This window comes from Streptomyces sp. 4N124 (assembly GCF_052245395.1).
Taxonomy (GTDB): Bacteria; Actinomycetota; Actinomycetes; order Streptomycetales; family Streptomycetaceae; genus Streptomyces.
Map to the genome: position 1 here is coordinate 96,838 of NZ_JBQQBS010000009.1, position 21,587 is coordinate 118,424.

The window sequence follows — 21,587 nt, forward strand, 5'->3', positions numbered from 1 at the left end:
GGAATCGGCGGGCCGGACCAGTCCTGAGGAGGAGAGAGATGGCATACACGGTCGTCGCCCACTACCGCTGCGCACCCGCCGACGAGGAGACGGTGCGGGCGACGTTGCTGAAGGTACGGGAGGCCACCCGTGCCGAGCCCGCCAACGAGGTCTACGAGGTGCACGTCGTCGAGGGCGAGCCCGGTGGATTCCTGCTGTACGAGCGGTATGCGGACCGGGCCGGCTTCGAGGCCCACAAGGGTGCCGGGCACTTCAAGGAGCTGATCGTGGAGACGGTGTGGCCGCTGCTCGTGGAGCGGTCGGTGACCTTCGCCGAGGCCCTGTAACGTCCGCTGGGTTTGTGTCCGCCTGGGGCGCGGGGTTTCTGTGGCTGGTCGCACAGTTGCCCGCGCCCCTCGCGGTGTCTCAGAACTCGTTGCCCCAGATGTACCGGGCGATCGTCTCGATCAGCACGAGCTTCTTGCCCTGGTCCTCGGCGCTCACCAGCGGCCGGCTCGCCACGTCCGCGAATCCGCGCGAGGGTGACACGGCGCCGTCCTCGAGGTCCTTGAACTCGCCGACCACGTCGACGCGTTCCAGCACCGTGTCGATGTCCTCCAGGTCCGGTGTGGTCGCGTCCACGACGCCCAGGCAGAAGTCGCGGTCGTCCGGCAGCGCCCGGACAAGGTCGAGTTCGGCCGCGGTGCCCTGGTCGAAAGGGAGGATCCAGCGGTCGGCCGGAATCCCGCCGTACAGCTTCTCGGCGCGGGCCCGGTCCACCGCGACCGGAGCGGTCCAGCCGGGGGCCATGCCGATGCGGACGCCTTCGGGGCGGTCGTCCCGTCCTAGGGCCAGTGCGTCGACCGCCAGCGCGTCCTCGAAGGACAGGGTGCCCGGGTCGGCCGGGTCCGTGACCAACTGGCCAAGCAGGAGCGGGTTGTTGAGCTGGATCAGGCGTACGCCCCTGGATATCAGCAGGTCGATCTCCGCCTGGATGATCTCCGCCAGGGTCTCACCCAGTTCGCGGGCTGAGGAGACGCCGAGGCCGGGCTGGTACGTGGTGGCGGCGAGGTAGGCCGGGGAGGGCAGCGAGGCCTTCGGCGCGATGACCGTCAGCTCGGCGAGCTGTGCCGTCCAGTCCGCCAGCAGTGGTCCGGTGGCCTTGGGCAGCGACTCGGCGACCCAGCGCGCCAGACCCTCGGAATCCGTCGCGTCGGTGCGACGGAGACCTGACACACCGTCAAGTACCGCGCTACGGAAGTCCTCGCGGGGGAAGTCGCCGTCGGTGACGACGGTGGAGCGGAGCTTGCGCTGGTAGGCCACGGTGTCCTTGACCGCCTGCGCCACTCCGGTCGTGGCGAGGTCGGTGGGGCGGACCAGGCTGCCGTGGTGGTCGATGCGGTAGTTGAAGGTATCCGCCATGACTCACGCATCCTTTCCGGACGAGGACGAAGCCGGCTTGCCCGTGACTCCCCAGGCGGCGAACTCCAGCTCGTATCCGAGGGATTGGAGGACCTCCTCGGCGATCTGCTGATCCTCGTCGGCGGTGCCGCCGGCGATGCCGAGGCCGCCGATGATCTCGCCGTCCTTCTTGATGGTGAGGCTGCCCTCGGTGGCCATGATGGGCAGGGCGGCGCCGGGGAGCTGGGAGAGCTGGGAGAAGAAGACGGGCTGGCTCTCCTGCCACTTCTTCAGCATCGTGCCCGGCCGCTGCATGATCGCCGCGGTGTAGGCCTTGGCGCGGGCGATGTCCGGGGTGAGGGGGCGGGCGCCGTCGGGGCGGCGGATGGCGATCGGGAAGCCGCCGGCGTCCACCACCGCGACGCTCACCGCCTTGCCGATCACCTGGGCGCGCTTGTGGGCGGCGTCGATGATCTCCTCGGCGGCGTCCAAGGTGAGGCTGCTCATACTGCTTCCTTTGCGGTCAGGGTGCGGCGCAGGCGGGCGATCGCCGCGTTGTAGGGCTGCGGTGTCTCCCAGTACATGGAGTGCGGGGCGCCCGGGACGATCTCCAGGTGGGAGCCGGGCAGCAGTTCGTGGGCGCGGGTCACGGTCTTCACGCTGAGCACCGCGTCCTGCTCGCCGACGAGGAAGGCGACCGTGATGCCTGAGGCCTGGATCTCCTCCAGCAAGGGGCCGTTGGTGTCGAGGTTGCGCAGGTCCTGCATCTTGGCGACGTTGAATGTGCCCATCTGCTGGAACAGGAAGGTGAGATCGGCACGCTCCTGCTGGAACTGCTTGGTGAGCAGGCGGTCGATGACAGGCAGCTTGACGGCTTCGGCACGGTCGGCGGCGGCCAGTTCCTTCAGCTCGGGGTGGCTGATGCCGCCGAGGGAGTGGCCGAGGACGACGCAGGAGACGCGTTCGGGGCGCATCAGGCCGGCGCGCAGGGCGGCGACGGAGCCGATGGACTGGCCCACCAGCATGGCGTCGGTGAGGTCCTCGGCGTCGAGGACCGCGGCGACGTCGCCGGGGAAGTCCTGGCCGTCGAACTCAGGCATGGATGAATCGGACTTGCCGAAGCCGCGCAGGTCGATCGTGAGGACCGTGAACTCGTCGCGCAGCGCCGCGACTTGCTGCCACCAGGCGGCGTGGTGGCCGCCGCTGCCGTGCACGAACAGGATCGCCGGGCCGCTGCCGTGGCGCTCGTAGTAGATGGAGGTGCCGTCGGAGTCGGCGATAGGCATGGGGTGAACTCCCGTAGGTGCAGGCTTAGTTGGGGCGGCGGCCGTGGTAGACGAGCTCGATCATGGTGTGGTCGGGGTCGTGGATGTAGCAGAACTTCGACTGGTTCTCGGGGCGTTCGATCGGCCGGGTGTGCCGGATGCCCAGCTCCCCCAGGTGCTCCAGGAACTCGTCCCAGTCGTCGACCTCGACGGCGAAGTGATAGGGCGCCATGCGCTCCATCTCCTCCACCGGGGTGAAGTGCAGGTCGAAGTTGCCCCGGGTCATCAGCACCACACGGGTGTTGGACTTGGGCATGATCCGCTTCATCCCGAAGACCCTGGTGTACCACTCGGCGGTGCGGTCGGGGTCGGTGGTGGGGAAGTTGACATGGTGGATGTAGCGGGGTGCCTTGCTCATGGCTGAGTCCCTTCGAGGTGTACGGGGTTGGAGAGCACGCCGATGCCGCTGATCTCGACGTCCACGGTGTCTCCAGGCTCGATCTGACAGGTGGCCTCGGCGCCCATCCACAGCACGTCGCCGGGGCGCACGGTGAGGTGCCTGGTCATCTCGGCCAGGTAGTCGAAGGGGTCGAACACCATGTCGCCGGTGGCGAACCGCGCCCGTGTCTCCCCGTTGACCCGCAACGTGGTCTTCTGGGCAAGGGCCTCGACGTCGGTCTCGATCCAGGGCCCCATCGGCTTGAACGTGTCGCTGTTCTTGCTGCGCCAGAAGGTGCGGTCGCTGTGCTGCCAGGTGCGGGCGCTGACGTCGTTGCCGATGGTCCAGCCGAAGACCGCCTCGCGCGCCTCCTCGTACGTGGCGTGGCGCAGCGTACGGCCGATGACGGCGACGAGTTCCGGCTCGGCCTCGAAGCGGCCCTCGACCTCGACCGGCTTGATGATCGGCGAACGGTGGCCGGTGAGCGCGTTGTTGGCGCGGTAGCCGACCTCGGGGCGGGTGGGGGTCTCCACGCCGGCGTGCGCGATGTGGCGTGGGTAGTTCATGCCGACGGCGTAGAAGACGGGCGGGACGACGGGCGGTAGCCATACGGCACTCGCGCGCGGAACCGCGCCGATGACGTCGGGCTCGTCCCCGATCGGGGAGTCGGACAGCAGCTCGATGTCCGACTCCCCGACCCGGCCCCACACCGCCCGGCCCTCGACGGAGATGCGCGCGTACCTCATGGCACCAGCAGGTGGGAGACGCGCTTGGTGATCAGGTAGGAGTCCAGGGCCTCGGGCCCGCCTTCGCGCCCGTAACCGCTCTCCTTCACCCCGCCGGAGGGTGCCTCGTGGACCGAGCCGCCGCAGTGGTTGAGGGAGAGGATCCCGGCCTCCAGTTCGTCCGAGAGCCGTTCGGCGGTGGCGGCGGACCGGGTGAAGCCGTAGGCGGCGAGGCCGTACGGCAGCTCGTTCGCGATCCGCAGTGCCTCGTCGAGGTCGCTGAACGGCACGATCGGCGCGATCGGCCCGAAGGGCTCCTCGTGCAGCAGGTCCGCGTTCGCCGGTACGTCGGTCAGGACGGTCGGCGCGAAGAAGTACCCGGGCCGGTCCAGGCGTTCGCCGCCGGTGAGGACCTTGGCGCCCTTACCGACGGCGTCCTCGGTCAGGCGGACCATGGCCTGCAGCCGGCGCTCGTTGGCCAGCGGCCCCATCTTCGTGCCCTCGGAAAGTCCGTCGCCGACGGTCACGGCCTCGGCGGCCTTCACGAACTCGGCGGTGAAGTTCTCGACCAGGCTCTCGTGGACCAGGAAGCGGCTGGGCGAGGTGCACACCTGACCGGCGTTGACGAACTTCGCCTGCGCGGCGCGGCGGGCGGCCATCGCGGAGTCGGCGTCCGCGCACACGATCACCGGGGCGTGGCCGCCCAGTTCCATCAGGGTCGGCTTCATGACCTTGCCCGCCTCTGCCGCCAGGAGCTTGCCGACGGGGACCGAGCCCGTGAAGGCGACCAGGCGGACGACCGGGGAGGCGATGAGATGGGCGGAAACCTCCGCCGGCTCACCGAAGACGAGGTTGAGGACACCGGCCGGCAGACCCGCGTCCACGAAGCAGGCGACCAGGGCGGCGGCCGTCGCCGGGGTCTCTTCGGAGGCCTTGATGACCATCGAGCAGCCCGCCGAAAGGGCGGAGGAGATCTTCCGCATGGGACCGCCGGCCGGGAAGTTCCACGGCACGAACGCGGCGACGGGGCCGACCGGTTCACGGCGCACGGACAGTACGGTGCCGGGAGCGGAAGGAATGATACGGCCGTACGCGCGCCGGGCGTCCTCGATGTGCCAGCGCAGGGTGTCGGCGACCCGGCGGGCCTCGCCGGTGGCCTCCGCCAGCGGCTTACCCTGCTCCAACGTCATGACCCGGCCCACGTCGGCCGCGCGCTCGGTGAGCAGGTCGGCGGCGGTGTGCAGGATCTTGGTGCGCTGGGCGACGGAGGTGTTGCGCCAAATACGGAAGCCCTGTTCGGCAGCTTCCAGGGCGCGGTCGAGATCGGCGGTCGTGGCGAGCGGGACCTCGCCGATCGTCTGCTCAGTGGCCGGGTCGACGATCGGGGCGGTGCGTTCGGTGCCGCCCTGGCACCACTCGCCCGCTATGTACATGCGGACGGTCGGATAGCCGTGGTCGGTGGTCATGAAGGGGTGCCTCTCAGGCGGGGGTGTCCTGGTCGCGGTTGGTGCGCAGGGCCCAGATGTGGTGCGGCGGGGTGGTCTCGTGGACGCGGGTCTCGTAGCGGTCGTCGACCCGGTCCATGTCGGCGGCGTACTCGACGCGGCCGCCACACGGGGCGTGCAGGAAGCGGAAGACGTTGGAGCCGACGGTGTGGCGGCCTAGCCTGCGGGCCTCCCGCCAGCCGTGGTCGATCATGTAGTTGCCGCCCTCGATCACATCGTCGAAGCCGGGGACCTCGTAGGCGATGTGGTTGACGCCGGCCTTGTCGGGGCGGTGGCACAGCAGCATGGTGTGCTGGTCCTGGTCGCCCGGGGCCTGCAGGAACACGCCCATCGGCTCGACGACGTCGGTCGGGCGGAAGCCCAGGAGGTCGGTGTAGAAGGCGACGGCCTCCTCCTTGCCGGGCTTGGGGATGTTCAGGGCCACATGGCACATGCGCAGGGGGCGTACCCGGGTGATGGGCTCCAAGGGGATGTTCCAGCGGTTGACGTGGCCGAGCGCGTTGGCGGGGCGGGGGGTGACAGGGGCCGCCTTGGGGCGGGCGAGGGTCAGTCCGACGCCGAAGCCGGTCTCGTCGACGGTGTGGTGGACGCCGTCGGCGCTCTCGCGGACCTCGTGGTCCTTGGCGACGGCCGTCACCAGCCGCTGCAACTCCTCGGCCGTGTCCACGCCCCACACCACCTCGCGCAGGGTGGGCCCCGTCTCCACCGGAGGCGGCAGCCACGGGCCGGGACGCGTTTCCAGGTGCAGGGGCTGCCCGGTCAGCGTCTCGAAGACGGCGTGCTCCTCGGTCCGTTCCAGGAGGAACAGTCCGAAGTCGTCGAAGAAACGGACGCATGCGTCGAGGTCGTCGATGCCATAGGTGACCGATTCGATCCTCTGGATTCCCATGGATTCCTCTTTTCGCGGCTCGCCAGTGAGCCTAGATTTCCGCAGGCCACGGTCTCAACGGAGTGGGCTCTACGGAATTCGCAATCGTTTCTTGCGACTGCCGCGCGACGCCTACCGCCCGATCGCGGGGATGGGGTTGAGCGAGAACCAGTCGGTGAGGAAGTTCAGGAACACGCTGACCTTGCGCGGGGTCGCCTGGCCGGGGCCGTAGATCGCGTACAGCGGGCGGTCGGGCACCGTCAGCTCCGGCAGCAGCACCTGCAGCGCGCCAGAGACCAGATCGTCGTAGACCGGGCGCTGCGGCAGCAGGGCGATGCCGCGCCCATGCACGGCCGCCTTCTGCAGGGCGATGTAGGAGTTCGAGGAGAAGGCGATATTGCGGATCTTGTGCAACGTGGAGGCGTGTCCGTGGCCGATGCGCCAGACCGGGTCGTTGACGTGCACGAGGCAGTGGTGGGCGGCGAGGTCGTTCGGGTGGGTGAGCGGGCCGTGCTCGTCGACATACGCCTTGGAGGCACACAGGACGAAGGGCAGTGAGGAGACCTTCTTCAGACGGACACTCGAATCACGCAGATCCCGGGTGTGAAAAGCGACGTCGAATCCGCTGTCCAGGAAGTCGTAGGTACGATCGGACATTCCGCCGAGTTCGAAGCGCACGTGGATTTTCGGATGGGCGGCGGAAAACGCGGCAATGGCGTCTCCGAGGTCGAGGCTGCCGATCCATTTCGGGCAGATGATGCTGAGCGTTCCCTCGGCGCGGTCGTGCGACTGGGCGATGCCGGCGTCCTCGGCCTCGATCTCGTTCAGGATGCGGGCGGCGAACTCCGCGTACCGCAGGCCCGGCTCGGTGAGACTCACCGAGCGGGCCGTGCGGTTGACCAGCCGAACGCCCACCCGCCGCTCCAGCTCCGCCACGTGCCGGGACACCAGCGAGCCCGACGAGCCCAGTCTCTTGGCCGCTCCGCTGAAGCTGCCGGACTGTGCAACCGTGATGAAGCTGTGCATCAGGAGCAAGCGATCCATGTTCTCCTCCAGGAGCCGCCCGCCCGCGACGCCGGGAGCCGGGCGTATTCAGACAAGAGGATTGTCGGCAATCTTGTCAACCTTCTTGTCCCTGAGTCGGCGCGACGCGTCCGTGCCCGCGGATGTCCGGAAACGGGGGCTCCTTGTCGGCCTGCAGGTCCACCTGGAAAGTGTTGAGGCACATGCCGAGCATGGTGAAGTTGCCGAGCGCGCCGATGGTGTCGACCAGCCCTCTGGAGCCGAATTGCTCAATCGCCCGGGCGAAGGTCTCGTCACGGACGAAGTGCTCCTCCAGAACCTCACGGCAGAACTGGTAGAAGGCCTGGTCGGCTTCGCTCTCGAAGACGGCGTCACGCTTCTCGGCGATGGCCTTGACCGCGGCTTCTGGGATGCCGGCCTCGATCGCCTGGTGCACATGGGCATTCCAGGAGTACTGGGCGTCCCAGTTCCGGGCGGCCATCAGCAGCGCGAGCTCGCGCAGGTGCCTGGGGAGGCTGCAGTCGAAACGGGCGAAGGCCCCGAGGGACTCGGCGCGTTCGCACATCTCAGGGCTGTGCAGCCAGACCCGGAACGGGCCGCGGACGGCGCCGCGCCGGCCGGCGATACGAGCGGCCAGCTCCTGCTGGCGCTCGTCCATTTCATTCTCGCTGAGAACGGGGAGCCTCATCTGGCCGATACCTGCCTGTTCGTTGTGGTGCGCGATTCGGGCACGGAACGAAAGGCCGTGCGCTGCCAGGCGACAGTACAGCCGTGTTCAGGCACCTCGGCACCTCTCGGATTGCAAGGTAAACCTGCACGTTGGAGGGCACCCATTCACGCGCGCGTGACCTAACGTCGGTCGATGGATCACCGTGAAGGGAGAGGAACTCCGCATGACAACGATCATCAAGACCGCGCAGGTGCCGCTGCTGGACCGAGGGGGCGCCGTCGTCACGACACCCCTGATCACCACGCCGTCGGCCGGCGGGGAGAACAAGATCACCAGCGGCATGAGTGTGTATCCGGTCGGCTCCGGCGCGCCCCTTCACTCACACAACTGCGACGAGCACGTCACGATCCTTGAGGGCGAGGCGGAGGTCTGGGTCGACGGCGAAGTGACGAAGCTGGAGCAGTTCGACACCACGTATATCCCGTCGCCCATCCCCCACCTGTTCCGCAATATCGGCGGCGTTCCCTTGCGCATCCTGTGGGTCTATTCCTCGGGCCATGTGACACGCACTTTCACCGAGACCGGTAAGACGGTGGAACACCTGTCGGCGGAGGACCAGATGGGCAAGGATTGACGCAGCTCAATGGGAACGATTGAGTTCGGCCGTCGCGTCAGTGCTTGTTGGAGAAGGGACGTGACATGACCGTGCCCCTTACGCGGGTCTGGGTGTGCCGCTCGACGGCCGGATTCGGTGATCCGCCGTTGGGCTCGCCCCACACGATCTCCACCTCGTCACCCACGGCCGCGGTCGGGTCGATCGTGCCGAGGGAGATCCAGCCGCGCACGTTCGCCGAGTACACGGTCAGCATGGCCGCGCCGACGAGTTCAGCGTCCTTCTCCACGCGGTCGAACTGGCAGGCCGTGTAGAAGGCGGCAGGCATCTCAAGGTACTTGAAGCGCTCGTCGCCCTGTTCGTACATGCTCGCGAAGATCTTTGCCACGTCGTGGCGGTCCCACAGCACCCACGCCTTGCGGCGATGCGGCTGGTCCTTGATCCGTTCGAGTCCTTCGCGTCCGACGAAGTCGTGATCGAACTTGACAATGTGGCCGTAGCCCAGATCCCACGGGGTGAGGTAGTAGTCCTCGATGCGATCCGCCACATAGCTGCCGCCGAGGGCGAGATTGCCTTCGAAGGACCGGGCGGGCATCCACTCCCGGAACGCCTTCATGTCCTCGCCGCTGTAGGTTGCCGGCAGGGTGTTCGCGATCCAGCCGGACTCGGTGGCGACCGAGGCGTACGCACGTGCGCCCACCTGGCGCACGCCGTACTCGGCGCCGGCCTCCACGATCTGGTCGCGTACCGCCTCGAAGTCCGCGTAGGGCCCGGTGAATTCGTAGCCCGGGAAGCCGGACATCCGGTGGTTGAGCGCGGTGACCTCGTAGGGGCCGACCTTGAAGCGGCCCATGTGGAAGAACGGGATGTCGGGCATCGGGCCGCCGTTGACCTTCTCGAAGATGGCGGCGGCGTGCGGGCCCTGCAACTGGAGCCGGAACAGGTCCCTGCCCTTGGGGTTGTTGACAGTACGTTCGTCCCGGCGCACGGTGACGTCCCAGTCGCCGGTGGACGCGTTGAACTCGACCCAGTTGAGGGCCGGCGGGCGGCCGACGATGCGGACATCGTGGTCACCGGCACAGAACAGAATGCAGTCGCCGATCATGTAGCCGTCCGGCCTGACCGCGATGAGCTGCTTGGCACTGTCCGGCCCGAAGCCCTCGAAGCTGTTCGCCCCGAGGTGCTGGAGCAGCGTGTAGGTGTCCGGCCCCTGGACCAGGAGATCGGTCATGTGGTGCGACAGGTCCATCAGCGCGGCGCTGTTGCGCCAAGCCTCTTGCTCGTCGCGCCAGTTGGTGAACTCGGCCTTGATGGGAAACGGGTACGCCCCGGAGCGCCCCTGCCTCAGCAGCGCGAGCGCTCCCCCGGCGTTGTTGATCTCTTCCTCGAGGCTGGCCATGACAGTCCTCCCATGCCGTCGCCGCACGGCAGTTCGTTGCCGCGCGAGGCCTCCAGGCTATATCAGACACCTGAATAGTTTGAAGATGTCTGAAACAATCGGCTGCGAGCGATGGACGGAACAGGTGGACAATGGGTCCCCTCACGAACGGAGGGTGTCGATGACATCGGCGACAGGGCGGGCTGATCCCACATGGCAGGACGGGTTCCCCCATGTGCTCTGGCGGGCCCAGCAGGCGGTGCACCGCCACACCCAGTCCGCCGTCGAGGGCCTGGGCGTCACACTGACCCAACTCGGGCTCGCCGTTCACCTCGACGAACTCGGCCTCATGTCCGCATCCGATCTTGCCCGCCTCTTCCGCCTCACGCCGCAGAGCGTGACGACGGCGCTGGGTCAACTCGAACGCCTCGGCTGGGTCCGGCGTCTGCCGCATCCCGTGCACAAGCGCGTCGTCCTTCATGAGCTCACCGAGACCGGTCTCGCCGGCGTCGCGGACGGCCGTGCGCGCATCGCCGAGGCCGACGCCGCGCTCGGCGAGATCCTGGGTGAGGACAGGGCGGCGACCATGGCGACCCTGCGGCGACTGACGATCGCGCTCGAGGGCGAGGACCCGTCATCGGCCTCGTTGTGGCCGGTGGTGCGGGCCGCGCCTTGACTCGTGATCAGGGGCCCGTGCCGCACGCCATGGATTGCAGGCGTTCGCGGCTAGGCGCCGGCACCTTCGAGGGCCGGAATCGGATTGTCCTTGAACCACTGGGCGAGGAACTGAAGAAAGACCATGACCTTACGGGGCGTGGGCTGCCCCGGACCGTAGACGGCGTACAGCGGCCGCTCAGGAACCACATGGCCGGGCAGCAGAACCTGCAGTGCTCCCGACATCAGTTCGTCGTGCGCCGAGCGCTCGGGCAGCAGTGCGATGCCGCGTCCGAGCACCGCGGCCTTGCGCAGGGCGATGTAGGAGTTCGATGAATAGGCGACGTTGCGGATCTTGTGCAGTGTGGAGGTCGCCCCGTGTCCGAGCCGCCATACGGGCTCGTTGACGTGCACCAGGCAGTCGTGCGATGCCAGGCTGTCGGGATGAGTCAGAGCCCCGTGCCTGGCGATGTAGTCCCTCGACGCGCACAGCACGAAGGGCAGGGAAGTGATCTTCTTCAGGCGAACGCTGGAGTCCCGCAGGTCGCGGGTGTGCAGGGCGACGTCAAATCCGCCGTCCAGGAAGTCGTAGGTGCGGTCGGACAAGCCGCCCAGTTCGAAACGCACGCGAATCTTGGGGTGGGCGGTCGAGAAGGCGGCGATCGCGTCGCCGAGGTCGAGGCTGCCGATCCACTTCGGGGCGAGGACCCCCAGGCTCCCTTCCGCGCGGTCGTTCAGCTCGGCGATGCTGGCATCCTCGGTCTCGATCTCCTTGAGGATGCGGGCGGCGAACTCGGCGTAGCGCAGTCCGGGTTCGGTGAGGCTGACCGAGCGGGCCGTCCGGTTGACGAGCCGTACCCCGACCTGGCGCTCCAGCTCCGCGACATGACGGGACACGAGCGATCCCGAGGAATTGAGCGCTCTGGCGGCCTGGCTGAAGCTGCCCACCTGCGCGACGGTCACGAAGCTGCGCATCAGGAGCATGCGGTCCATGGGGGTGCCTCCCGCCCACCTTTGCGCCGGCGTCTCTCCGTTCGGCACGGGTAACTTAATCGTTCTAGCACGATAACAGATGCAGCACGTCCTTGACGAGGCCGGAATCTACGGTGGCGACGACGTACCGACAGGGTGGTTGTCCTCGGAGACACCGAGAACAACCACCCTGTCGTCCCGAAGGTCAGCTCACCTCGCCGGCTGCGGTCGCCCCCGCGGCCCCGGCCGGGTGCGTCACCGTCTCCGCCGTCCGCTCCGCACTGTGTTCCGGCCGGCTACGGACACCGATCAGGACGAAGGCGATCACAGCGGCGACCAGCATGCCGATACCGCCGACCAGGGCACAGGTGTGCAGCGCGTCGGAGAAGCTCGCGCCGTAGGCCGACAGGGCCTGGCCGGTGGTCTGCGGGGTCTTCAGGTGGAGGAACGCGCCGGCCTGGATGCCGACATTCGACACGATGCCGTTCACCTGGCCCTGGTCGGCGGCGTTCAGACCGGACTGGGCAAGGTGGCCGGGCAGGCTGTCCAGCGTGCGATTGGTGAGGATGACACCGAAGACGGCGGGGCCGAGTGCGCTGCCGATCTGGCGCAGCGCGCTGTTGGCGGCGCCTGCCGTACCTGCCAACTGGTGCGGCAGGCTGTTCATGGCGATCGTCGTGATCGGGGCCATGGCCAGGGCGATACCGATGCCCAGGACCCCGATGACCAGGGCCGCTTCGCCGGTGCCGGTAGAGGCGTGGAAGAGGTTGACGAGCAGGGCACCGATGCCTCCCACCACGAGGCCGGTGACCAGCAGCAGTCCGGGTGAGGTCCAGTTCATCAGACGTCCGACCAGGGGCCCCAGGACGACGGTGAAGCCGTTGATGGCGATCAGGCGTATGGCGATGTCCAGTGTCGAGGCGTGGTGGACGAGGCCGAAGAACTCACTGAGCGCGAAGACCAGGCCGACCTGGGCGAACAGGGTCAGGGCCATCACGAGCGCGGCCCCCGAGAACGCCGGGGACTTGAAGAGGCGCATGTCCAGCATCGGGCAGGGCGAGCGTAGCTCCACCAGGACGAAGGCCAGCAGACCGAAGGCGGCCGCCAGGAACGCAATCACGACCTGGGCGGATCCCCAGCCGGCGCTGCCGCCCTCGATGACGCCGTAGACCAGTCCCGTGATCGCGACGACGGCCAGCAGCTGTCCGGGGATGTCCAGGTGGCGTTCGCGTTCCGCGCGGGAGTCCTTGAGGACCACGGCACCGGCCACTACCGTGACGACGCCCATGACCAGGGAGGGAAGGAAGATCCACCGCCAGCTCGCGTGCTCAACGATCACACCGTTGATCAGCGGGCCGAGGGTCAGGCCGAGTCCCAGCGAGGCGGTCCACAGGGCGATGGCCCTCGCCCGCCTGTGGGGGTCCGGACAGACATGGCTGATCAGGCCGAGGGTGGACGGGAGCAGTGCGGCGGTGCCTATGCCGGTGAGTGCCTGGCCCACACAGACCTGCACCACGCTGTCGGCGGTCAGGCATACGAGGCAGCCGAGGCAGAAGAGCGCCAACCCGCCGAGGTATGCCTTCTTGCGGCCGTACAGGTCGCCGATCATTCCACAAGTCAGCAGCAGGGCCGCGGTCGGCAGGATGAATGCGTCGGTGATCCACTGGAGCCCGGCGGTGGAGGCATCGAGCGCCTGCTGCATGACTGGAAGCGCGACGGAGACACCGACGACCGGCAGGTAGGAGACGAACACCCCTAGACAGGCCAGCACGATGGTGCTTGTGGTGTGCCGGGATGCGGGCGGGGGCTGCTTGGACTGGGACGGGGCAGGAGTGATGGCCGACATGGCACCTCAAGACACGGAGTTGGGAGGACAAGGGGTGAGAGCGGCCGCCGACCGTCCGGTGACCGGCGGTCGAACGCCGCTGTTGCGCCGCGGCACCGCATGTGCGGCGGACTCCAGTGCTGATCCGCGAAAGTGCCAGGACCGTATGCGTCCTGGCCCCGCTGGGGATGCCGTTGGAGCTGCAAGCAAGGTGAACGACACCGACGGCTCGTGGCAGTTCAGGGCGTACGTCGTCGTGGGTGGCGCTCCGGAGGGGGTCTTCCTCGCTAACGCACCGCGACGCGCATCAGGTCGGAGCCCAGCAGCATGCGGCCGTCGTAGTCGGCGTCGCGCGCACTGTGGTGCAGAAGGCCTCGCCAGGTCGAGTCGCTGACCGCGGACTCCTGTCCCGGGCCGAGGTGGGTGGCGACGAGCGTGCGCGCCCCAGCCTGCGCAGCGATGTGGCCGAGTTGAGCCACATCGGTGTGGCTGTCCAGGATGTGGTCGATCAGACTCTGCGGCAGTCCGAGGCTTGCCAGCCCGGCGGGGTAGACGGTCTCGTGCACAAGGACGTCCGCATCACGGGCGAGTGTCACGATGTTCGGCGTCGGGGCGGTGTCCCCGGAGAAGACGACGCTGCCGTGGTCGGTGTCGAACCGGTAGGCGTAGGCGGGGAACACCGCACCGTGCGGGACCAGGACCGCGGTAATTCTGACGTCGTCGTTCTCCATGACGGTGAAAGGCCGCATCGTCGGTGCGGTGCGGGCAGCGGAGGCGCCGACTGCAGGGGGCGGCGCGAGGTCGTGGACGTTCAGCAGGGTGGCCGGGTCGATGCCCGCGTGCTCCGTCATGAAGAAGGTGGCGGATGCCGCGTATGCCTGACCGGCGAGGCGCGTCATCTCCACCGTCCCCGGCAGGGGCCCGGGCGCACCGGTGACGGTGGAGGCCATGCCGGCCGCCCCGGGGCCGTACACGTCGATGCCGTTCTGGAAGCCCTGCGTTCCCGCGGCACCGGCCGCCAGCATCGGAAAGGCGTAGTAGTCGACGATGTGGTCGGCATGGAGATGCGTGAGGAAGATGCCGGCCAGAGAGGGCATCGACAGCCCGGCTCGCAGAAACTGGGTGACCGCTCCCCGACCGCAATCCACCACGTATGTACGGCCGTTGACGACGAGCGCGGAGGAGATGCCGTACCGGGTCGCGAGCGGTGGCGGGCCACCGTTGGTGCCCAGCAAGGTCAACGACAGGCCCTTCCCGGACCCCTTCGCTCCCGTCACCGACGTGGCGGCCGAAGCCCGTTCACTTCCCAACAGGGGTACGGCGACGGCAGTGGCCGATGCCGCCGCCGCGGCCAGCAGCCTTCTGCGGGACGGGTGCGCGTCCGCAGCATCGCTCATCGACTCACACATGGCGGACCAACTCCTTCGTGCGGCTCGAATCGTGCGCTGCCACAGTCGTCACAGCACGCGAGACGGTCTATGGTTCGGCGCGCAGCATGAGGTTGCGCAGAGTGAAAGCTGCTCCACTTGCCACGTCGAGCCGACCACAGGAAGCGCAGCGGCCCGCCAGCGGACAGCTCGACGCCCGGCGGGTGGCAGGGGGTGTCACCCGCCGGGCTCGGCGTTTCCGGACGGTGCGCGGCGGAACTGCGGGCCGGTGCCGGTGTCGTGCCGCGGGACCCTGCATGAGGCGAGCGCGGTTCGGCGGTCGAGCCGACGAAGCAATGAGTGCGGCGGCGCTGCTCAGCGCCGCCGCATCGGATGAACCGCTCAGGTGTGATCTCGAGCCGCCAGCGCGGCCGGTCCGGAGGGAACTCCGCATGGGGAAGGGGTGGTTGTGCAGAGAGACCGGTGCGCGACGGTCAGCCGACCTTGGTCATGGTCCACTGCTGAGGAGTGCCGCTGTTGGAGGTGTACTGGATCACCTTGCTGCCCTCGGTGGTGACGTTGCCGTTGTCCAGAGCCTTGCCGCTGCGGCGGTTGACGAGCTTGTACCGTCCGCCGCCCAGGGACGAGATGGCCCACTGCTGGGGGGTTCCGGTGTTGGAGGTGTACTGGATGACCGCGCTGCCCTCGGTGGTGACGTTGCCGTTGTCCAGAGCCTTGCCGCTGCGGACGCAGACCAGCTTGTAGTAGCCATGCCCCGTGTAGGCGAGGCTCCACTGCTGGGGGGTGCCGCCGTTCTCGGTGTACTGGATCACCGAGCTGCCCTGCGTGGTGACGTTGCCGTTGTCGAGGGCCTTGCCGCTGTTGGCGCACACCAGGCGGTAGACGCCCTCCGGCAGGACCGCGGGCATGCCGCTGACCTCGACGCAGACCACCGAGACGTCGGCGCTGGGCGCGGTGGCCGGGACGGTGACGTTGATGGTGCCGCCGCTGACGGTGTAGGAGAGCGAGGTGGAGGGGTTGTTCAGCAGGTAGACGCGGCTGATGGTGTTGGAGACCTCCGGGATCCGGAGCACGCGGTCCGTGGGCCAGGTGAAGACGTGGGCGAACAGCTTGCCGTCCTTCATGGTGACCTTGCCCCAGGACGGTTCGGCGGCGAAGGGGCTGCCGCTGGTGCCGTAGACGCTGTCGCCGTAGGTGTCCATCCAGGAGCCGATGCCGCCCAGGACGTTCACGGTGCCGGAGGTGATGGTGCCGTCGCCCTTGGGACCGATGTTGAGCAGGTAGTTGCCGTCCCGGGAGACGACCGTGATGAATTCCCGAAGCAGGGCCTGGACGGACCGGTAGGAGCTCTCCTTCGACTGGTCGTAACCCCAGGCGCCGTTCATCGTGGCGCAGGTCTCCCAGGGCCGGTCCATCGGTGTGGCGGGGACCGTCTGTTCCGGGCAGGCGAAGTCGCCCAGGCCGAGGTCGCGCTTGACCCGCTCGTTCACGACGAGTCCGGGCTTGCGGCTGATCAGCCAGTTGTACAGGTCCTGGCCGTCCGACTTGATCCACCAGTCGTCGAGTGTGGGGCTGGCGGGGTTGCCGCACCAGTCGCCGTCGAACCACAGCACGGCCGGGTCGTAGCGGTCCAGCAGCTCCTGCAACTGGGCCTTCATGTCGGTGATGTAGGCGGTGCGGGCGGACTGCGAGGCCATCGTGGAGAAGACGGTGCTGTGGTTGGCGGTCTGGGAGGAGTGGTTCCAGTCCATGATCGAGTAGTACAGCCCGAACTTGACCCCCCGGCTCTCGCACTCCGTCTTCAACTGCGCGAGCAGATCGGGCTGGTAGCCGCTGTAGTCGCGCAGGTTGTACTGCTTGGTGCCCGTGGTGTCGGTGAAGCTCGCCACGTCGGAGTCCCACATCGCGTAGCCCTCGTGGTGCTTGGCGGTGATCACGAGATACTTCATGCCGGCGTTCTTGGCGAGCTCCGCGATGGTCGCGGCGTTGAACGAGGTCGGGTTGAAGGGCGCGCTGACCTGGTTCTGGTAGTCGGCCTTGGCCCAGTTCTCGCTGTAGAACGCCCACTCGCCGTGGCCCAGGTAGGAGTAGGACCCGACGTGGATGAACATGCCGAACCGGGCCTGGTACCACCAGTCCATCTTCGAGGGAACCGTGTAGGCCTCGGCGGCGGAGGGCCACAGGGCCTGCGGCACTCCGAAGGCCGCCACTCCTCCGGCAAGGGCGGCGGCCTTCATCAGAGAGCGTCTGCTGAGGGAGGCAGGGGACATGGTGCGGCTCCATGTGTCAGGGGAGAGAGGGCACGGCGTCAGGAGCGGAACACCGCCTTGGCAACCATGCTCCACGGCGCACTGCAGTAGACATCGGATGAATTTATAGGAGCACAACGGTGGCCGCGTCTACAGGTGAGACAAGATTCGCCCAAGCATGGGCCTTGTAAAGGAGGTTCTGGGACGTGTTTAGGTGCAGAAGATCACCTTCCCTTGAGGTCAACTCTATAGATGGGATCTATTGAGGTCGGCTCTCCTCGATCAGAGACCCAGCAGTCAAGCGGAGGAACCTGTGGAGCGCCTAGATGTGGACCCCGTTCGGATGGGCCCGCAGCACCGTCCGTAGGGCTGAGGGATCCTCGACCCCAAATGAGCGGCGTCGAGGATCCCACGGGCGGCATGAGCGATGCCCGCCACAACCCGAACGCTCGGCCAAGGCGATCCAGACGCTCACGGGAGACCCCTCCCAATCGCTCCACCGATGCCGCCGCGCCGACCGCCTGCGACCCCGATGCCTCCGAAAGCGACGGGCGCGACACTGCCAAGCGGCCGCAGGCGACCACAGTCTGCCCACCGCGAGCACAGCCTGGTCCGCGGTCGGCCGGTGCCACACCTGCTTGCCGGGGCCGCGCATTTCCGTCGCGTGTACGGCCGGAACGGGAACTGGCACCAGCTGAGTGCCAGCCGGCCTCACTCAATCGTCGCCGTTCCGGAAGCCGACGCGCCTCCTGAACGGTCGTGCTGAACGCCGCGCGTCTCGGGCCGGCCGACGACGCCGCGGCGTTGCCCGCCAGCAGCGCCGCAAGACTGTGGGCCGCCTTATCGCCGCAGGTCGCTGGTATCCCCGTCTGTGGAGCCCAGCCCGTTCGCCAGTGCCTGCGAAGGGACCGGGCCATTGCCGGCTCCGAAGCGCGCCAGGTGCGGCAAGGCGACGAGATGCCGGCTCGCCTCGCCAGACGGGCCTGACCCTGACATAGCCCTTACGTCACGCACCGTTCTGGCGGGCGGCCTGGCGAAGCGAGTCCCACAGGGTGTCGATGTGGTCGGGCAGCGTCGTCGGCGTGCCGATGGCGACGCGAATCGCGAAGTGACCGTTGACCGATGTGTGCGTGAGAAAGGAATGCCCTTCGGCGTTGACCGCCTCCATTGCCGCCTTGGTGGCGGCGTCGTCGGGGCGACCGTCCCGGTCGACGAGGTACAGACATACGAGCGCCAGTGACGGCGGGGCAGCCAGGGCGAAGCCCGGCTCGCTCTCGATCCTGCCGGCCAGGGAGTCGGCCATGGCGACGTGGCCGCGGATGCTTTCGCGCAGGCCTTCCAGTCCGGCGCCGTGCACCACCGACCAGATCTTCAACGCACGCATACGACGGCCCAGCGGGACCTGCCAGTCGCGGTAATCGACGACTTCGCCCGATTCCGTCGCAGCGTTACGCAGATACTCCGGCGTGATGGACAGTGCTGTCGGCAGCGCTCGGGCATCCCTCACCCACATGAAGGAGGCGTCGAAGGCGGTGTAGAACCATTTGTGTGCGTCGGTGCAGAACGAGTCGGCAAGGTCCACGCCGTCCAGGAGCCAGCGGAACTCGGGACACAACGCCGCGACTCCCGCCCACGCGGCGTCGACGTGCACCCACGCCTCGTACTCACGCGCCGCCAGGGCGACGTCTATGACGGGGTCGATGGCACCCGTGCCGGTTGTTCCCACGGTCGGACAGACCATGACCGGCCTCTTTCCGGCGGCTGCGTCCTTGGCCAGCATGTCTGCCAGGGCATCCGCCGACATGGACAGCGTGCCCTGCGCAAAAGGGACGATCCGCAATGCTCGCGCGCCGAGCCCAGCCACACGCACGGCCTTGGCCAGTGACGAGTGGGTCTCGGCAGTGACGTACACGGTCTCGGTGCCGTCCACGCCGTGTTCGCGCCAGTCCGGGTTGCTGCGTTGCAGCGCCGCCAGCAGCGCCGCCAAAGATGCCGACGAGGCCGAATCCTGCAGCGAACCGCCTCCGCCCCCGGCGAAAGTGAACTCGCGACCAAGGCCCAGCGCGTCCGCCAGACCGTCGAGTAGGACCTGCTCGATCTCCGTCCCCGCCGGCGATGTCGACCAGAGCATCCCCTGCGCTCCGATCCCGCCCGACGCGATGTCACCGAGGAGCGACAGCAGTGACGCGTTCGCCGGGAAGTAGCCGAAGAAGCCTGGGTGCTGCCAATGGAGGGACGAGGGAACGATCACGTCGTTGAGCAGGGCGATGAGTTCATCGCCCAGCGCCTCGGACGGTTGCTCAGGCAGTTCGCGAGGAAGCCGAGCCTTCACGGAGCCCGGTGAGACCTTCGGCTGCACATGCAGGGAGGGGAGCGAGGCGCGGTATTGGGCAACCCAGTCGACCAACTGGTGGCCTTGGCGGCGGAATTCATCTGGCGCGAGATCAGGCACGATTCGTCCTATGAGGTCGTGATGGTCATGACGAGGGCTGGACGCCTGTCTGGGCGCCGGACGCCGGGGGCCCGGCGCCCAGGGCGAGGTGGCCGGTACCGGATACAAAGGGGCCTCGGTGCTGCGTACCGACTGGTGCCGCGCCAGAGCCTTACGTCTACAGTTGTAGACTAATAGCTCCAATGTAATCCCTCATCGGACTGCTGGGAAGGGGCGAACCGTGCGGCCGACCACTGCTCCACGGGGGACCGACACCGTGCCTGCCCAGCCATTGAACGTTCTCAGTTGAGCTGCAATGGTGCTGACCACAGCCACCAGCATGCAGATGTCTACCCGTTGGTAAGGTGTCGCCATGCCCAAGATCGTGGACCACGACGCGCGGCGTGAAGAGATCATCGAAGCTGTGTGGCGCCTCGTCGCGCGGCGGGGATTCGCGGCGCTGAACATGCGGGATCTCGCCACCGAAGCGGGATTCACCAACGGTGCGCTCGGACGATACTTTCCCACCAAGGCATCGATTCTGCGGGCCGCGCTGGAGCGCGCCAACGCAGCCACCGAGCAGCGGGCCGCCCGCACCATCGCCGGTGCCAGTGGCGTGAACGCGTTCCGCAAGTTCTGCATCGAGATCATGCCCCTGGACGACGAGCGTCTCGATGAGGCCCGGGTTGTCATCGGCTTCTGGAACTACGCGGTAGCCGATGAGGAACTGATCGACGTCTACGACCAGGCGATATCGCGCTGGCGCGATCAGATGCTCTCGTATCTACGCACTGCGGCCGAAGCGAGAGAGATCAACCCGTCCTGCGATCTCGAAGCGTTCTTGGACCTTGTGATGGCCACGCTGATGGGACTCCAGATCAACGCGATCTTCTCGGCTCGCCTGACCACACCCGTCCGCCAGTTGCGGATACTCGACGGACTCATCGCGAGGTTGCAGACCGGCACTCCATGATCCGCGCACGCAGTGCGCAGAAGTACTCATAACTTGTTCGCGCCGTGGTTCGTTGCGCGCGCCACCACCCGACCGGCTTCGAGCCGTCGTCCGTTCCGCAGACCACGGAGGGGCCAGGACCCGCTGCCATCCCCTGCGATTCCATGATCGACACGCCGCAACTCTCGGTATCGCCGGCGTAGGCACGGGCCGAGACCCCCTTCGACGATGCCCTCGTCCGGGCAGTACACGGCACTGACACCTGAGAACAGCGCTTGCGACCGATCAAGTGCGGCGGCCTCCGGTGTCATCCATACCCGTGCCGGCTTGCCCGCTCATCCAGCCGACGTTCGCGCCAATCGGTCTCCCCGAGCCGGCGGGACATGAGAGCGAAACCGCCCTTGGCCAGATCGGCGACCGAAGGCCGATCGCTCCCTCGCTTGGCGCTTCGTACAATTTGAGTCCGAACGATACTGTCGATCCAGCGTGTCGCAAAGACATCGAAGGGGTGTGCCCGTGCCCGGCCATCGATCCATCACGGAAGCCGAGAAGCTGGCCGAAGCCAAACTCGGCGGTATCCCGATCCGCCATGAGCAGATGGCTGTCGTGGCCAACATCTACCGGGCGGCCTCGGCGGTCCGGCAGCATCTGGAGAACTCCGTACTCCGCGGATCCGATCTGACCTGGACGGCGTTCGTCGTGCTCTGGGTGGTCTGGGTCTGGGGCGAGTCGGAGACCCGGCACGTGGCTGAGGAAGCGGGGATCTCCAAGGGCACACTCACCGGGGTCGCGCGCACGCTGGAGGCACGGGGGCTGGTGCGGCGGGGCGGTCATCCCACCGACGGGAGGCTGGTTCTGCTCAGCCTCACGGACGAGGGCGAGGAACTGATGCGGCGGGTGTTCCCGCAGTTCAACGAGGAGGAGGCATTCGTCGCCGGGCAGCTCGACGACGAGGAGTGCCGCAGCGTCGCGGACGGACTGCGGCGAGTTGTGCTCCAGGTCGAGGAGCACGGCGAGGAGCGTCGGCGTGCCCTCCTGAACGGTGCCGAGCCCGCCCTGCGTCGCAGTGGCCGCCGTCCGAAGCCGAGGGCGTGAGGCGGAGCCCGCGCAGCGGGGGCGGGACTCAAGGGAGAACGTCTCCGCCGCGATGACGGCCGACATCGCGCTCTGAGTCAGGGACGCATCGGTCCAGGTCGTCTTCCCTGTCGGGGTGTAGCAGAGACCCAGCGCCGCGTCACCCGTGCCACGGG

General features: G+C 67.7%; 20 protein-coding genes. 5 read left to right on the plus strand and 15 right to left on the minus strand.

The window, feature by feature from the left end:
• The first annotated feature begins 38 nt into the window (after positions 1–38).
• Entirely contained in the window at positions 39–326 is a 288-nt protein-coding gene (locus ACTWQO_RS11845) for a putative quinol monooxygenase (protein ID WP_443237201.1), read from the plus strand.
• Between the two features lie 79 nt (positions 327–405).
• On the opposite strand, the gene ACTWQO_RS11850 is transcribed toward ACTWQO_RS11845, so the two are convergent.
• The 9 genes from ACTWQO_RS11850 to ACTWQO_RS11890 all read right to left on the minus strand — a co-directional run bounded on the left by ACTWQO_RS11850 (position 406) and on the right by ACTWQO_RS11890 (position 7,863).
• The gene (locus ACTWQO_RS11850) at positions 406–1,401 is read right to left on the minus strand and encodes a methionine synthase II (cobalamin-independent)-like protein (RefSeq protein ID WP_443237202.1); all 996 of its coding nucleotides are present in this window, start codon (positions 1,399–1,401) and stop codon (positions 406–408) included.
• A gap of 3 nt (positions 1,402–1,404) precedes the next feature.
• Positions 1,405–1,887, minus strand: a complete 483-nt coding sequence (locus ACTWQO_RS11855; protein WP_443237203.1) for a GlcG/HbpS family heme-binding protein — start codon at positions 1,885–1,887, stop codon at positions 1,405–1,407.
• Complete coding sequence (locus ACTWQO_RS11860) at positions 1,884–2,666, minus strand: alpha/beta fold hydrolase (RefSeq protein ID WP_443237204.1); 783 nt, start codon at positions 2,664–2,666, stop codon at positions 1,884–1,886. The genes ACTWQO_RS11855 and ACTWQO_RS11860 overlap by 4 nt, the downstream gene beginning before the upstream one ends.
• Positions 2,667–2,691: 25 nt before the next feature.
• Positions 2,692–3,063, minus strand: a complete 372-nt coding sequence (locus ACTWQO_RS11865; RefSeq protein ID WP_443237205.1) for a VOC family protein — start codon at positions 3,061–3,063, stop codon at positions 2,692–2,694.
• Entirely contained in the window at positions 3,060–3,830 is a 771-nt protein-coding gene (locus ACTWQO_RS11870) for a fumarylacetoacetate hydrolase family protein (RefSeq protein ID WP_443237206.1), read from the minus strand. Before ACTWQO_RS11870 ends, ACTWQO_RS11865 begins: the two co-directional genes overlap by 4 nt.
• The gene (locus ACTWQO_RS11875) at positions 3,827–5,275 is read right to left on the minus strand and encodes an NAD-dependent succinate-semialdehyde dehydrogenase (RefSeq protein WP_443237207.1); all 1,449 of its coding nucleotides are present in this window, start codon (positions 5,273–5,275) and stop codon (positions 3,827–3,829) included. The genes ACTWQO_RS11870 and ACTWQO_RS11875 overlap by 4 nt, the downstream gene beginning before the upstream one ends.
• A 13-nt stretch (positions 5,276–5,288) precedes the next feature.
• Positions 5,289–6,203 carry a VOC family protein gene (locus ACTWQO_RS11880; protein WP_443237208.1) on the minus strand — a complete coding sequence of 305 codons (915 nt, stop codon included), beginning with the start codon at positions 6,201–6,203 and terminating at the stop codon, positions 5,289–5,291.
• A 111-nt stretch (positions 6,204–6,314) separates the two neighbouring features.
• Complete coding sequence (locus ACTWQO_RS11885; RefSeq protein WP_443237209.1) at positions 6,315–7,226, minus strand: LysR family transcriptional regulator; 912 nt, start codon at positions 7,224–7,226, stop codon at positions 6,315–6,317.
• 76 nt (positions 7,227–7,302) lie between these two features.
• On the minus strand, positions 7,303–7,863 hold the full coding sequence (locus tag ACTWQO_RS11890) for a carboxymuconolactone decarboxylase family protein (protein WP_443237210.1): 561 nt from the start codon (positions 7,861–7,863) through the stop codon (positions 7,303–7,305).
• Positions 7,864–8,098: 235 nt separating this feature from the next.
• On the opposite strand from ACTWQO_RS11890, the gene ACTWQO_RS11895 reads away from it, so the two are divergent.
• Positions 8,099–8,509, plus strand: a complete 411-nt coding sequence (locus ACTWQO_RS11895; RefSeq protein ID WP_443237327.1) for a cupin domain-containing protein — start codon at positions 8,099–8,101, stop codon at positions 8,507–8,509.
• A 37-nt stretch (positions 8,510–8,546) separates the two neighbouring features.
• Here the strand turns inward: ACTWQO_RS11895 and ACTWQO_RS11900 are convergent, their stop codons facing one another.
• The gene (locus ACTWQO_RS11900; protein WP_443237211.1) at positions 8,547–9,887 is read right to left on the minus strand and encodes an aminomethyl transferase family protein; all 1,341 of its coding nucleotides are present in this window, start codon (positions 9,885–9,887) and stop codon (positions 8,547–8,549) included.
• 160 nt (positions 9,888–10,047) lie between these two features.
• Here ACTWQO_RS11900 and ACTWQO_RS11905 point away from each other — a divergent pair, with 160 nt between their 5' ends.
• Positions 10,048–10,542 (plus strand): MarR family winged helix-turn-helix transcriptional regulator, encoded by a 495-nt coding sequence (locus ACTWQO_RS11905; protein ID WP_443237212.1) that lies wholly within the window; start codon positions 10,048–10,050, stop codon positions 10,540–10,542.
• A gap of 50 nt (positions 10,543–10,592) precedes the next feature.
• Here ACTWQO_RS11905 and ACTWQO_RS11910 read toward each other — a convergent pair whose 3' ends face one another.
• From ACTWQO_RS11910 to ACTWQO_RS11930, 5 genes are all read right to left on the minus strand, one after another.
• Positions 10,593–11,513, minus strand: a complete 921-nt coding sequence (locus ACTWQO_RS11910) for a LysR family transcriptional regulator (RefSeq protein WP_443237213.1) — start codon at positions 11,511–11,513, stop codon at positions 10,593–10,595.
• Positions 11,514–11,697: 184 nt separating this feature from the next.
• The gene (locus tag ACTWQO_RS11915; RefSeq protein ID WP_443237214.1) at positions 11,698–13,338 is read right to left on the minus strand and encodes an MFS transporter; all 1,641 of its coding nucleotides are present in this window, start codon (positions 13,336–13,338) and stop codon (positions 11,698–11,700) included.
• 266 nt (positions 13,339–13,604) lie between these two features.
• Positions 13,605–14,714: an MBL fold metallo-hydrolase gene (locus ACTWQO_RS11920; RefSeq protein ID WP_443237215.1), complete on the minus strand. Its 1,110-nt coding sequence runs from the start codon at positions 14,712–14,714 to the stop codon at positions 13,605–13,607.
• A gap of 464 nt (positions 14,715–15,178) precedes the next feature.
• Positions 15,179–16,975, minus strand: coding sequence for an alpha-L-fucosidase (locus ACTWQO_RS11925; protein ID WP_443237216.1), 1,797 nt, complete (start codon positions 16,973–16,975; stop codon positions 15,179–15,181).
• A gap of 985 nt (positions 16,976–17,960) precedes the next feature.
• On the minus strand, positions 17,961–19,589 hold the full coding sequence (locus ACTWQO_RS11930; RefSeq protein ID WP_443237217.1) for a pyridoxal phosphate-dependent decarboxylase family protein: 1,629 nt from the start codon (positions 19,587–19,589) through the stop codon (positions 17,961–17,963).
• Between the two features lie 169 nt (positions 19,590–19,758).
• On the opposite strand from ACTWQO_RS11930, the gene ACTWQO_RS11935 reads away from it, so the two are divergent.
• Together ACTWQO_RS11935 and ACTWQO_RS11940 are read left to right on the plus strand one after the other, a co-directional pair.
• Positions 19,759–20,358, plus strand: a complete 600-nt coding sequence (locus ACTWQO_RS11935) for a TetR/AcrR family transcriptional regulator (protein WP_443237218.1) — start codon at positions 19,759–19,761, stop codon at positions 20,356–20,358.
• Positions 20,359–20,853: 495 nt separating this feature from the next.
• Complete coding sequence (locus ACTWQO_RS11940) at positions 20,854–21,432, plus strand: MarR family winged helix-turn-helix transcriptional regulator (protein WP_443237219.1); 579 nt, start codon at positions 20,854–20,856, stop codon at positions 21,430–21,432.
• Positions 21,433–21,587 lie beyond the last annotated feature (155 nt).

Bases quoted from the DNA above. Each gene is read 5' to 3' on its own strand.
- ACTWQO_RS11870 (WP_443237206.1), bottom strand. From the start codon at position 3,830: ATGAGGTACGCGCGCATCTCCGTCGAGGGCCGGGCGGTGTGGGGCCGG.
- ACTWQO_RS11935 (WP_443237218.1), top strand. From the start codon at position 19,759: ATGCCCAAGATCGTGGACCACGACGCGCGGCGTGAAGAGATCATCGAA.
- ACTWQO_RS11925 (WP_443237216.1), bottom strand. From the start codon at position 16,975: ATGTCCCCTGCCTCCCTCAGCAGACGCTCTCTGATGAAGGCCGCCGCC.
- ACTWQO_RS11905 (WP_443237212.1), top strand. From the start codon at position 10,048: ATGACATCGGCGACAGGGCGGGCTGATCCCACATGGCAGGACGGGTTC.
- ACTWQO_RS11900 (WP_443237211.1), bottom strand. From the start codon at position 9,887: ATGGCCAGCCTCGAGGAAGAGATCAACAACGCCGGGGGAGCGCTCGCG.
- ACTWQO_RS11850 (WP_443237202.1), bottom strand. From the start codon at position 1,401: ATGGCGGATACCTTCAACTACCGCATCGACCACCACGGCAGCCTGGTC.
- ACTWQO_RS11915 (WP_443237214.1), bottom strand. From the start codon at position 13,338: ATGTCGGCCATCACTCCTGCCCCGTCCCAGTCCAAGCAGCCCCCGCCC.
- ACTWQO_RS11880 (WP_443237208.1), bottom strand. From the start codon at position 6,203: ATGGGAATCCAGAGGATCGAATCGGTCACCTATGGCATCGACGACCTC.
- ACTWQO_RS11875 (WP_443237207.1), bottom strand. From the start codon at position 5,275: ATGACCACCGACCACGGCTATCCGACCGTCCGCATGTACATAGCGGGC.
- ACTWQO_RS11885 (WP_443237209.1), bottom strand. From the start codon at position 7,226: ATGGATCGCTTGCTCCTGATGCACAGCTTCATCACGGTTGCACAGTCC.
- ACTWQO_RS11890 (WP_443237210.1), bottom strand. From the start codon at position 7,863: ATGGACGAGCGCCAGCAGGAGCTGGCCGCTCGTATCGCCGGCCGGCGC.
- ACTWQO_RS11920 (WP_443237215.1), bottom strand. From the start codon at position 14,714: ATGAGCGATGCTGCGGACGCGCACCCGTCCCGCAGAAGGCTGCTGGCC.
- ACTWQO_RS11865 (WP_443237205.1), bottom strand. From the start codon at position 3,063: ATGAGCAAGGCACCCCGCTACATCCACCATGTCAACTTCCCCACCACC.
- ACTWQO_RS11855 (WP_443237203.1), bottom strand. From the start codon at position 1,887: ATGAGCAGCCTCACCTTGGACGCCGCCGAGGAGATCATCGACGCCGCC.
- ACTWQO_RS11860 (WP_443237204.1), bottom strand. From the start codon at position 2,666: ATGCCTATCGCCGACTCCGACGGCACCTCCATCTACTACGAGCGCCAC.
- ACTWQO_RS11845 (WP_443237201.1), top strand. From the start codon at position 39: ATGGCATACACGGTCGTCGCCCACTACCGCTGCGCACCCGCCGACGAG.
- ACTWQO_RS11910 (WP_443237213.1), bottom strand. From the start codon at position 11,513: ATGGACCGCATGCTCCTGATGCGCAGCTTCGTGACCGTCGCGCAGGTG.
- ACTWQO_RS11895 (WP_443237327.1), top strand. From the start codon at position 8,099: ATGACAACGATCATCAAGACCGCGCAGGTGCCGCTGCTGGACCGAGGG.